This is a genomic window from Variovorax sp. YR752 (assembly GCF_943372545.1).
In genome coordinates this window covers 1-8,895 of sequence record NZ_CALRZC010000295.1, presented here as the reverse complement: position 1 = coordinate 8,895, position 8,895 = coordinate 1, and the positions used below count along the sequence as shown (strand labels likewise).

9 protein-coding genes are annotated in these 8,895 nt (G+C 70.6%); 4 read left to right on the top strand and 5 right to left on the bottom strand.

Going from position 1 to position 8,895, the window contains the following annotated elements:
* Positions 1 to 27: 27 nt before the first annotated feature.
* The 5 genes from AAG801_RS37695 to AAG801_RS37675 are packed head-to-tail and all read right to left on the bottom strand — an operon-like array spanning position 28 to position 4,426.
* Positions 28 to 495 carry a TerB family tellurite resistance protein gene (locus AAG801_RS37695; protein WP_341893018.1) on the bottom strand — a complete coding sequence of 156 codons (468 nt, stop codon included), beginning with the start codon at positions 493 to 495 and terminating at the stop codon, positions 28 to 30.
* 37 nt (positions 496 to 532) lie between these two features.
* On the bottom strand, positions 533 to 1,183 hold the full coding sequence (locus tag AAG801_RS37690; RefSeq protein WP_341893017.1) for a DUF2894 domain-containing protein: 651 nt from the start codon (positions 1,181 to 1,183) through the stop codon (positions 533 to 535).
* Positions 1,183 to 1,830 (bottom strand): OmpA family protein, encoded by a 648-nt coding sequence (locus AAG801_RS37685; protein ID WP_341893016.1) that lies wholly within the window; start codon positions 1,828 to 1,830, stop codon positions 1,183 to 1,185. The genes AAG801_RS37690 and AAG801_RS37685 overlap by 1 nt, the downstream gene beginning before the upstream one ends.
* Positions 1,827 to 3,752 carry a DUF802 domain-containing protein gene (locus AAG801_RS37680; protein WP_341893015.1) on the bottom strand — a complete coding sequence of 642 codons (1,926 nt, stop codon included), beginning with the start codon at positions 3,750 to 3,752 and terminating at the stop codon, positions 1,827 to 1,829. Before AAG801_RS37680 ends, AAG801_RS37685 begins: the two co-directional genes overlap by 4 nt.
* Positions 3,749 to 4,426 carry a DUF3348 family protein gene (locus AAG801_RS37675; RefSeq protein ID WP_341893014.1) on the bottom strand — a complete coding sequence of 226 codons (678 nt, stop codon included), beginning with the start codon at positions 4,424 to 4,426 and terminating at the stop codon, positions 3,749 to 3,751. Before AAG801_RS37675 ends, AAG801_RS37680 begins: the two co-directional genes overlap by 4 nt.
* Before the next feature lie 274 nt (positions 4,427 to 4,700).
* Here AAG801_RS37675 and AAG801_RS37670 point away from each other — a divergent pair, with 274 nt between their 5' ends.
* Genes AAG801_RS37670 through cybH form a run of 4 tightly spaced genes read left to right on the top strand, consistent with a single transcriptional unit; the run spans position 4,701 to position 8,679 of the window.
* Positions 4,701 to 5,768 (top strand): hydrogenase small subunit, encoded by a 1,068-nt coding sequence (locus AAG801_RS37670; RefSeq protein ID WP_341893013.1) that lies wholly within the window; start codon positions 4,701 to 4,703, stop codon positions 5,766 to 5,768.
* Positions 5,769 to 5,788: 20 nt separating this feature from the next.
* Entirely contained in the window at positions 5,789 to 7,645 is a 1,857-nt protein-coding gene (locus AAG801_RS37665; protein ID WP_341893012.1) for a nickel-dependent hydrogenase large subunit, read from the top strand.
* Positions 7,646 to 7,668: 23 nt separating this feature from the next.
* A complete protein-coding gene (locus tag AAG801_RS37660) occupies positions 7,669 to 7,926 on the top strand; it encodes a hypothetical protein (RefSeq protein WP_341893011.1) in 258 nt (85 codons plus the stop codon).
* Between the two features lie 18 nt (positions 7,927 to 7,944).
* A complete protein-coding gene (gene cybH, locus AAG801_RS37655) occupies positions 7,945 to 8,679 on the top strand; it encodes a Ni/Fe-hydrogenase, b-type cytochrome subunit (protein ID WP_341893010.1) in 735 nt (244 codons plus the stop codon).
* The last annotated feature ends 216 nt before the right edge of the window (positions 8,680 to 8,895 follow it).

Sequence of the window (8,895 nt, the reverse complement as noted above, 5' to 3'; positions counted from 1 at the left end):
CCCCAGGATGCAGGATGTCGCCCACCGTCAGACCGCGCCGGCCGCCTGCTGTGCGCGCAGCCGCGCGTTCACGTAGGCGCCCTGCGGCACGTGCAGCAGGTCGGCGATGCGCCACATCACGTGGCGCTCGTGCTCGCTGAGGTGGCCGTCGGCATAGGCCACCCGCCACATGTGCTCGATCATGCGCAGCTTCTGCGCCATCTCGAAGCGCTCGTTGATGCGCGAGGTGAACGAGAACAGGTCGGTGGCCTGCCGTGCCGTCGACTCGGCCAGCTCGACCAGGCGTGCGGCCTCGTCGTCGGCCAGCGCGAACTTGTCGGCCAGCGCGGCGAGCACGGCCTCGCGCTCGCCGTCATGGAAGCTCGCATCGGCACGCATCACCTCCACCAGCATCACCGCCGTGGCCAGTTGCAGCAGGTGCTCGGCCTCGCGCGGGTCGGCCTGCGCGGACGGCGGTGCCAGGCGGTCGAGCAGATCCTTGAGCGTGCGCAGCATGCGGCCATGATGGCATGCCCGTGGGCAAACCGATGGCTCAGCCCTTGCGGGCCGACGGTGCGCGGGGTCTTCGCGCGCTCTCGACACGCGCCGCCGGGCGGGCCGCGAGATTGCCGCCGCTGGCCTGCTCCAGCCACAGCAGCGTATCGACGTGCGACATGAAGGCGTCGAGGTAGGCCGGCGAGAGCTCGTGCATCGTGCGCAGCGCGGCATGCACCACGTGCAGCGAGTTCAGCGGCCCGGCCTGCGCCGGCACCTGGGCCAGTGCCTGGCGCAGGCGCTGTTCGGCGCGCAGGCGCGACCAGGTGCCCTGGTACGCCGTCACCGCCTTCAGCGGCCCGGACGACGGCGCGCGGGAGGGTGTACCGGGCGGCAGCGCACCGGGCGGTGCCGCAGAACGCCCGAGCCGGTCGACCAGTTCGGACAGCCCGGCCAGCGCCGCGCGCCGCGCCATGCGTTCGTCGGGCACGGCATCGCCTGGCGCGGCGGCCGGCGTCGCGGCGGCATGCGCGTCGAGCAGCCGCTCGACGCGCGCCACCAGCAGGCGCCGCGCCTCGCCCTGCTGCGCTGCGGCGCGCCGCGCCAGCGCCTCGATCACGCACCAGGCCACCGGGTCGACCCGCGCCGCGCCGCAGGCACGCCCGGCTTCGACCGCGGCGATCGGATCGAGGCCTGCTTCGGCACGCATCAGGGCTTCGCCGCCGACGGCTTTCGCCGCGGCGTGGGCGCCATCTCGACGCGCCGGTTGAGCGCGCGGCCGGCGGCATCGGCGTTCGAGGCGACCGGCTGCTCGGCCCCGAAGGCCGCGGCGAACACCGACGGCGACGGCACGCCATCCTCGATCAGCACACGTGTCACGGTCAGCGCACGCTGCGCCGAGAGCTCCCAGTTGTCGGCGAACTTCGCGCGGCCGCCGTCGCGCACCTGGCGATCGTCGGTGAAGCCGCTGACCATCAGCACCTCGTCGCGCGAGGCCAGGTAGGTGGCCAGCGGCACGGCCAGGCTCTTCAGCAGCTGCCGGCCCTCGGGCTGCAGCTCGGCGGAGTTGAAGGCGAACAGCACGCTGCCGCTGATGCCGATGCGGCCGTCGGCCAGCGTCACGCGGCCGGCCGCCAGCGGGCCGGCCAGCGCCCGCTCCAGTGCCTCGCGGCGCAGCGCCTCGGCCTGGCGCTGCTGCACCTCGGCCTTCAGCTGCTCGGCCAGGTCGAGCTGCATGCCCAGCACGAACACCAGGATCAGCACGAACGCGCCGAGCAGCCCGGCCATCAGGTCGCCGAACACCGCCCACACGGGCGTGCCCGACTCCACGCCGTCGTCGAGGTCGCTGGCCGTCATGCCGCGTCGGCCTCCGCCGGCGCGCCGGCGCTCACCCGCGCCAGCTGCTGCAGGTCCTCGACGATCTGCTTCTGCGAGCCGAGCGTGAGATCGATGATCTCGCGCGCCTGCGCCACGTAGTAGGCGAGCTGCTCGTCGCTGCGCGCCATCGACTGGCCGAGCGCGCTCTCGATGCGCTGCAGCTGCCCGGTCAGCTGCTCGCTGGCACGGCTGAACAGCTGCACCGCCAGGCCGAAGCCCTCGCCCAGGCTGGCCACCTCGGCGGCGCTGCCGGTCACCTGCGCCGACACCACCTGCAGCGTCTGCGACTCGGCCTGCACGGTCTGCGCGAAGCGGTCGCCGGCACGCTCCAGCACCTCGGTGGTCGAGTGCACCAGCGCATCGATCGCGGCACGCTGCTCGGTGCTGGCGTGGTTGACCGCGTCGAGCAGGCCGCCCAGCGTGGCCATCAAGCGGTTGCGCTCGTCGAGCACGGCGTTGTCGCGCACCAGGCTGTCGCCGAGCGCCTGGCGCAGCTCGCCGATGACCTCGGCGGCGGCGCGCGGCGCCTGCGACGCCGCCTGCACCAGCCGCTCGATCTCGCCGATGGTGCTGCGTGCATGGGCCTCGGCCTGCGCGGTGAAGGCCTGCGCGGTGCGCTCCAGCGTCGTGCAGATCTGCTGCTGGCGCTCGGCCATGCGCGTGGCGGCGGCCTCGTCCCAGGCGGCATGCGCCTCGGCGATGCGGCGCAGCAGCGCGGCGGCATGCTGTTCGAACCCGGCGGCGCTGGCCGACAGGGTCTCGCGCGTGTGCTGCACGAGCGCCTCGTGGCCCTGCCGCTGCACAGCCATCGCCTGACCCCAGGACTCGGCCCACTGGCCGGTGCTGCGGTCCATGCGCGCGGCCACGCCGTCGAGCATCGCGGCGCTGCGCTGCTCGAAGCTCTGCGCGACGCTGGCGGCCGTGCTGTCCAGGCGCGCACTGCTGCCTTCGAGCTGCTGCTGCACCGCGGCGCCCAGCGCCTCGCGCAGCGTGGCGGTCTCGCGCGCCAGCGCGGCCATCGTCGCCTGCACCGCGGGCTCGATGGCGGCGCCGGCCAGGCGTGCGCTGTCGGCCAGGCTCGTCTTCAGCGAGTCACCCACCGATTCGGCCAGCCCCGTGTAGGCACGCTGCGCCTCGCCGTGGAACTGCGCCTGGCTGGCCAGCAGGCGGTCCTGCAGCGCCTGCCCCTGGCGCTCGATCTGCGCCGCCAGGGCCTGCATCTGGCTCACCAGCGCCGGCATCGCCTCGGCCTGCGCGCCCAGCAGTCGCAGTGCCTGCTCGCGCTGGTGCGCGCGCGAGTGGCCGTGCAGCGTGGTGGCGATGCAGGCGTCGAGTTGCTGCGCGGTGCGCTGGCGCTCACGCCGCGCCAGCGCCGACATCAGGCCGAGCATCGCCGAGGCCGCCACGCCCGCCACCGAGCAGCCGAAGGCCAGGCCCAGCCCCTTGACCGGCGCAGCGAGCGAAGCGCGGATGGCCTCGACGTCGGCAGCGTTCTCCAGCGCCAGGCCGGTGCCCTTGAGCGTGACCACCATGCCCAGGAAGGTGCCGAGCATGCCCAGCAGCACCAGCAGGCCGACCAGGTAGGGCGTCAGCGCGGGGGCGGGCAGCGCGACACGCTCGCCCTCGATGCGCAGCCGCACGGCGTTGCGCAGGCCGGCGTCCAGCCCGGCGAGCCAGGGGCGCAGCGCCGGCGGCGGCTCGCCCATCGCGGCCAGCGCCTGCGCCAGGCCAGCGGTGCCTTGGCGGAAGCGGTGCAGTTCGAGCGCGCCCATCACGTAGAAGGCGCCGATCAGCAGCACCAGCGCCAGCGCCAGCGGACTGCCGGGGACATAGCCGGCGCCGACCCAGCCGATGGCGAGCAGGCCGACCGTGAAGGCGGCGTGGTGAAGTAGTCGGGTCATGTCGGTCGAAGTGTTTGCAGTGTGTCGAGCAGACCCTGGGCCGGCAGCAGCCGGTGCGCCAGTTCGGCCCGCAGCACACGGTCCATGGTTTCGCGGAAGCGCTCCGGCGCCTCCCTTGCGTCGTCGGCGGCGTCGTGCTCGGCCGCCGCGCGCTGCAGGCGCTCGAAGTGCGCCTGCAATCGCAGCGGCACCAGGCCGAGCAGGCTGCGCTCCTGCGCGGCAAGGGCCTGGTCGATCAGCGCATCGATGGCGGCCAGCCGGGCGCCTTGCGGCGAGCAGCGCGACAACGCGTCGCGCAGCCGCTGGCGCAGCGCGGCGGCAGCCTCCTGCACCGCCTGCTGTCGGGCGATGCAGTGGCGGCGGTACGGGCCGAAGTCGGTCGGGCTCGACACACGCTCGCGGGGGCCGGCGGCGATGGACGCCTCCAGGGCCGCGCGCACGCGCTGGAAGTCCGCCTCCTCGCCGCCACGAACGTGGCCGCTGCCCGGCGCCAGGGTGCCAGGGCCTGCGTTCAGCGTTGCCGACAGCGAGATGGCGCCGGTCCAGCCGAGCCAGTCGCCCAGGCGCTCGGCAAAGACCGGGCGCGTCGCGGGCGACGGCGCGTCCGCCAGGCTCGCCAGGAGGCGGGTGAGCTCCGAACCGGCAACGCCCGGGCTGGGTGACCCGTGCAGCATGAAGGCCAGTCGAAGGATCCTGTAGAGGGCGCGCAGTCTACAACCTCCGGCCGGCCGGCCAGCCGGTCAGGCACCGTCCACCTTGGGCGGCACGCTGGCAGAAGGCCGACCAGCGGCCGCGCCGCGCGTGCGCTGCCCCCTGAACATCCATCAAAAAACACCACCCCCATCAAGCACTTACGCCGCCCCTCCCGTACTTTCCCGAGGGAGGCCCGAAAGCGGCACGCCTCTTGTGACTGTGTCCCGCACACAGCCACACCAGGAGACGGGGACGATGGAGACCTTCTACGAGGTGATGCGGCGCCAGGGCATCTCGCGCCGCAGCTTCCTCAAGTACTGCTCGCTCACGGCCACCTCGCTGGGCCTCGCGCCCTCGTTCGTGCCGCAGATCGCCCATGCGATGGAGACCAAGCCGCGCACGCCGGTGCTGTGGCTGCACGGCCTCGAATGCACCTGCTGCTCGGAGAGTTTCATCCGCAGCGCGCATCCGCTGGCCAAGGACGTGGTGCTGTCGATGATCAGCCTCGACTACGACGACACCCTGATGGCTGCGGCCGGCCACCAGGCCGAGGCCATCCTCGAGGAGGTGATGACCAAGTACAAGGGCAACTACATCCTCGCCGTCGAAGGCAACCCGCCGCTGAACCAGGACGGCATGAGCTGCATCATCGGCGGCAAGCCCTTCCTCGACCAGCTCAAGCATGTCGCCAAGGACGCCAAGGCGGTCATCAGCTGGGGCTCCTGCGCCTCGTGGGGCTGCGTGCAGGCGGCCAAGCCGAACCCGACGCAGGCGGTTCCGGTGCACAAGGTGATCACCGACAAGCCGATCATCAAGGTGCCCGGTTGCCCGCCGATCGCCGAGGTGATGACCGGTGTCATCACCTACATGCTGACCTTCGACCGCATCCCCGAGCTGGACCGCCAGGGCCGGCCGAAGATGTTCTACAGCCAGCGCATCCACGACAAGTGCTACCGCCGGCCGCACTTCGACGCCGGCCAGTTCGTCGAGGCCTTCGACGACGAGAGCGCACGCAAGGGCTACTGCCTCTACAAGGTCGGCTGCAAGGGCCCGACGACCTACAACGCCTGCTCCACCGTGCAGTGGAACGAAGGCACCAGCTTCCCGATCAAGGCCGGCCACGGCTGCATCGGCTGCTCGGAAGACGGCTTCTGGGACAAGGGCTCGTTCTACAGCCGCCTCACCGACATCCACCAGTTCGGCATCGAGGCCAACGCCGACAAGGTCGGCGGCACGGCGGCCGGCGTGGTCGGCGCGGCGGTGGCGGCGCACGCAGCGGCCTCCGCGATCAAGCGGGTCAGCACCCCGGCCAGCAACAAGTAAGGACGAGGAGAACCAACCCCATGGGCGCGTACGAAACGCAAGGCTTCAAGCTCGACGACAGCGGCAGGCGCGTCGTCGTCGATCCGGTGACCCGCATCGAGGGTCACATGCGCTGCGAGGTCAACCTCGACAAGAACAACGTCATCCGCAACGCCGTCTCGACCGGCACGATGTGGCGCGGTCTGGAAGTCATCCTCAAGGGCCGCGACCCGCGCGACGCCTGGGCCTTCGTCGAGCGCATCTGCGGCGTCTGCACGGGCTGCCACGCGCTGACCTCGGTGCGCGCGGTGGAGGATGCACTCGGGATCAAGATCCCGAAGAACGCGCACCTGATCCGCGAGATGATGGCCAAGACGCTGCAGGTGCACGACCACGCGGTGCACTTCTACCACCTGCATGCGCTGGACTGGGTGGACGTGGTCTCGGCGCTGAAGGCCGACCCGAAGAAGACCAGCGAGCTGCAGCAGCTCGTCTCGCCCTCGCACCCGCTGAGCTCGCCCGGCTACTTCCGCGACATCCAGAACCGGCTGAAGAAGTTCGTCGAGAGCGGCCAGCTCGGCCCCTTCATGAACGGCTACTGGGGCAACAAGGCCTACGTGCTGCCGCCCGAGGCCAACCTGATGGCGGTGACGCACTACCTGGAAGCGCTGGACCTGCAGAAGGAGTGGGTGAAGATCCACACCATCTTCGGCGGCAAGAACCCGCACCCGAACTACCTGGTCGGCGGCGTGCCCTGCGCGATCAACATCGACCGCGACGGATCGGCCGGCGCGCCGATCAACATGGAGCGGCTGAACTTCGTCAAGGCGCGCATCGACGAGATCATCGAGTTCAACAGGAACGTCTACATCCCCGACGTGCTGGCCATCGGCACGATCTACAAGCAGGCCGGCTGGCTGCACGGCGGGGGACTCTCGGCCACCAACGTCAGCGACTACGGCGAGTACCCGAAGGTCAACTACGACAAGAGCACCGACCAGCTGCCCGGCGGCGTGATCCTGGGCGGCAACTGGGACGAGATCCTGCCGATCGACCCGCGCGACCCCGAGCAGGTGCAGGAGTTCGTGACCCACAGCTGGTACCAGTACGCCGACGAGACCAAGGGCCTGCACCCCTGGGACGGCGTGACCGAGCCGAACTACACGCTGGGCGCCAACACCAAGGGCACGAAGACGAACATCGAGCAGATCGACGAGGCGGCCAAGTACTCGTGGATCAAGGCGCCGCGCTGGCGTGGCCATGCGATGGAGGTCGGCCCGCTGTCGCGCTACATCCTCGCCTATGCCCACGCGAAGAAGGGCAACAAGTACGCGCAGCGGCCGAAGGAGCAGATCGAGTACTCGGCGATGATGATCAACAGCGCCATCCCGAAGGCGCTGGGCCTGCCGGAGACGCAGTACACGGCCAAGCAGCTGCTGCCCACCACCATCGGCCGCACGCTGGCACGCGCGCTCGAGGGCCAGTACTGCGGCGAGATGATGCTCGACGACTGGAACGAGCTGGTCGCCAACATCAAGGCCGGCGACACCGCCACCGCCAACGTCGAGAAGTGGGACCCGAGCACCTGGCCGAAGGAGGCCAAGGGCGTGGGCACGGTGGCCGCGCCGCGCGGCATGCTGGGCCACTGGGTGAAGATCAAGGACGGCCGCATCGAGAACTACCAGTGCGTGGTGCCGACCACCTGGAACGGTTCGCCGCGCGACCACAAGGGCCAGATCGGCGCCTTTGAGGCCAGCCTGATGAACACGCCGATGGCCAACCCCGAGCAGCCGGTCGAGATCCTGCGCACGCTGCACTCCTTCGACCCCTGCCTCGCCTGCTCCACACACGTGATGAGCGAGGACGGCGCCGAGCTCACGCGCGTCAAGGTGCGCTGAAGAAGCAATACGGAGACACCCAGATGACCACTCAACGATTCCTCCGTGCTGCCGCGGGCCTCGCGGCGCTCGTCGCCGGCAGCGCCGCGATGGCCCATCCTGGCCACGGCCTGACCGCACCGGACAACCTGATGCATGTGCTCGAGGCCGAGCACGTGGTCGGGCTGCTGGCGGCGCTGGCCGTCGGCTACGGCGTGGTGCTGCTGCGCGCCATTCGGCGGCGGCGCCGCGCAGATCGGGAAGACCGGGCAGACCGCGACTCGACCGGCACGCAACGCTGACCACCGCGAGGCACCACCATGTCCGCCACCCCCTCGCAATCCTTCTCCGACGCCACCGGCACCGACGAGCGCGCCGTCGCCAAGGCGGCGTCGATCAAGTCGGTCTACGTCTACGAAGCCCCGGTGCGCCTGTGGCACTGGGTCAACGCGCTGTCCATCGTCGTGCTCGCGGTCACCGGCTACTTCATCGGCTCGCCGCTGCCGACCATGCCCGGCGAGGCGAGCAGCAACTACCTGATGGGCTACATCCGCTTCGCCCACTTCGCCGCCGGCTACGTGTTCGCGGTCGGCCTGCTTGGGCGCCTGTACTGGGCGGTCGTCGGCAACCACCATGCGCGCGAGCTGTTCACGCTGCCGATCTTCAGCGGCGCCTACTGGCGCGAGGTGCTGACGATGCTGAAGTGGTACGCCTTCCTGATCCCGCGGCCGAGCCGCTACGTCGGCCACAACCCGCTGGCGCGCGCGGCGATGTTCTTCGGCTTCTTCTTCCTGACGCTGTTCATGATCGTCACCGGCTTCGCGTTGTACGGCGAAGGCACGCAGGCGGGGTCGTGGTCGCACACGCTGTTCACGAGCTGGGTGATCCCGCTGTTCGGGCAGTCGCAGGACGTGCACACCTGGCACCACCTCGGCCTGTGGGGCATGGTGATCTTCGTGATCCTGCATGTGTACGCCGCGATCCGCGAGGACATCATGGGGCGGCAGAGCATCGTGTCGACCATGATCTCGGGGCATCGGACCTTCAAGGACTGAGGCTTCTTTCGTGTCGACCACTCATCCCGTGACGACCGAGACAGGCAGGCGGTCCGGGCATGCCTGCTCCGGCCCACGCTCGCGGGCCACCACCGTGCCGCGCTCTCGTCACCTCATCAACACCGTCCCTGCCATGCACACAGCCGGGCAACCGCGAATGGGGCCTGCGCAGGCATACCCGAACCACCTGCCCCCCACACCGGTGGCACGCATCGA

What these genes read in the sequence shown, in the direction of transcription:
- AAG801_RS37690 (WP_341893017.1), bottom strand. Translation starts at nt 1,183, where the DNA reads ATGCGTGCCGAAGCAGGCCTCGATCCGATCGCCGCGGTCGAAGCCGGG.
- AAG801_RS37660 (WP_341893011.1), top strand. Translation starts at nt 7,669, where the DNA reads ATGACCACTCAACGATTCCTCCGTGCTGCCGCGGGCCTCGCGGCGCTC.
- AAG801_RS37670 (WP_341893013.1), top strand. Translation starts at nt 4,701, where the DNA reads ATGGAGACCTTCTACGAGGTGATGCGGCGCCAGGGCATCTCGCGCCGC.
- AAG801_RS37685 (WP_341893016.1), bottom strand. Translation starts at nt 1,830, where the DNA reads ATGACGGCCAGCGACCTCGACGACGGCGTGGAGTCGGGCACGCCCGTG.
- AAG801_RS37680 (WP_341893015.1), bottom strand. Translation starts at nt 3,752, where the DNA reads ATGACCCGACTACTTCACCACGCCGCCTTCACGGTCGGCCTGCTCGCC.
- AAG801_RS37665 (WP_341893012.1), top strand. Translation starts at nt 5,789, where the DNA reads ATGGGCGCGTACGAAACGCAAGGCTTCAAGCTCGACGACAGCGGCAGG.
- AAG801_RS37695 (WP_341893018.1), bottom strand. Translation starts at nt 495, where the DNA reads ATGCTGCGCACGCTCAAGGATCTGCTCGACCGCCTGGCACCGCCGTCC.
- AAG801_RS37675 (WP_341893014.1), bottom strand. Translation starts at nt 4,426, where the DNA reads ATGCTGCACGGGTCACCCAGCCCGGGCGTTGCCGGTTCGGAGCTCACC.
- cybH (WP_341893010.1), top strand. Translation starts at nt 7,945, where the DNA reads ATGTCCGCCACCCCCTCGCAATCCTTCTCCGACGCCACCGGCACCGAC.